Below are 1,663 nucleotides of genomic sequence, written 5' to 3'. Positions count from 1 at the left end.
TCGTCTAGGCCCCCTTATTTCGGACACGTCCTCGCGTTTTCTTTTATATCCATAGGTTTTCATTTCAGTGTAAGCAGGTAGAGGGAATTGTCCCCTCTTATTATCCTCAAAAAATACCTCTTGCCACGAATGACTTGACACGGAGCCTCGTCACGCCTGCTTCTCCTCCCAGGAACCCAGTTAATAAAGCAATCTGGTTCACCAAAAAGGTTGTCATGCGTTGCTCCATATCAAGTCGTGCACGAATGGAGTAAGTGCTTTCCTACACAGTAAGGGGACATTTTCCTCTTGCCGAATGTTGAGCCCTATCATTTATAAACTTATTTCTTGAATCGGAATTTCACCGGCTAATGAAAGTTGACTGAATGCCTTTGGTGAAAGATTCTTTAAACTACCATGTGGACGAACGGCATTATAAAAATCAATATATCGATCAATATAGTAATACGCCTCCTCATAAAAACCAAAACTATGCCGATTAAAACATTCACGCTGTATTTGACTGTGGAATGACTCAATATATGCGTTCATATTAGGCGTTTTATTCGGGATTCTCTCATGGTGGATCTTTTGATACTCACAAAAATCTCCGAATAAATGACTCACAAATTGTGGCCCGTTATCGCTTCTGACAATCAATTTATCTTCAAATTCGCCTGGCTTAAAATGAATTTTCCGCCGAATTAATGCTTTGGTAAGCATGGTTATGATATCTTTTGCACGACATGTTGACCCTCTATAAATTCCTACAATACTACGATCATACACGTCAATCGCACAACACATAAACACAAAATAGGAGGTTCCTGTGATGCCGCCGTATTTGATATCAAGCTGCCATAATTGATTTGGAGCTGTAATAATACGATTTCTAGCCAATCTTCTGGGATGCTTTGCTTGTTTCTCCCTACTTTCTTTTAAGATGTCTAGTTTCTTACACAGTCGGTACACTTTCTTTTTATTAATAATTAAGCCATGGTGTTCAACCAATAATGATGTCCACTTTTTATAGCCTAATCCTCCAATTTCATCATCAAGATAATATTCCATAAGGTGTTCTTCAATTTGTTCATCAGGAATCTTATGTCCCTTTTTATGCATGGAATAACCTGGAGTGGGTCTACCTCTTTTAGAAAGACCCTTTACTTGTTTCACCGTTTTTCGATCATAGTAAGTAGACCGATTTAGTTCCAAAATACTTAAAATCCGTTTCACAAAGAAGCCATTTGAAATCCACCAGTCCGCAATTGATAATAGATCATCTAAAGATGGTCGTTTTTTTTTAATACATCTTTTAGTACGGCGACTTCAAGCTCTTTTTCACCTAGTAATTTCATTGCCAGCTCATATTTCTTTTTATATTCTTTATCATTCGGCTCAGAAGGCACAACGCTTTTTCCTTCTGCCTCCATCTGATCTAATACTTCGGTTTCATACTCTTTTATCCATTTTCTTAATGTTTCACGAGAGACACCAGCTGCCTTCGCAGTTGAGGCCATTTTATTTGTTTCCAACGCCATTCTTACATAATGCTTCTTTACATCCTCAAAAACTTCGATTTTCTTCTTAGGCATTAACTCACCACCTTTATCGATTATCTTCGTTAAAAAGATTGTACTCTGTATCGATTTTGGTGTCCAAGTCATTAAGGGGGCTTAAAAGG

At 37.9% G+C, this 1,663-nt stretch carries 2 protein-coding genes; both read right to left on the bottom strand.

The annotated features are described in order from the left end of the window. Window positions 1–312: 312 nt before the first annotated feature. On the bottom strand, window positions 313–1,215 hold the full coding sequence (locus tag ACNSTQ_RS22990; protein ID WP_418202050.1) for an IS3 family transposase: 903 nt from the start codon (window positions 1,213–1,215) through the stop codon (window positions 313–315). A gap of 47 nt (window positions 1,216–1,262) precedes the next feature. Then, window positions 1,263–1,574, bottom strand: coding sequence for a helix-turn-helix domain-containing protein (locus ACNSTQ_RS22985; protein WP_418202049.1), 312 nt, complete (start codon window positions 1,572–1,574; stop codon window positions 1,263–1,265). Window positions 1,575–1,663 lie beyond the last annotated feature (89 nt).

This window comes from Alkalihalobacterium sp. APHAB7 (genome assembly GCF_048323755.1).
Taxonomy (GTDB): domain Bacteria; phylum Bacillota; class Bacilli; order Bacillales; family Bacillaceae_F; genus Alkalihalobacterium.
Note: the sequence above shows the minus strand (reverse complement) of the source record. Positions and strands in the feature narration are given on the sequence as shown.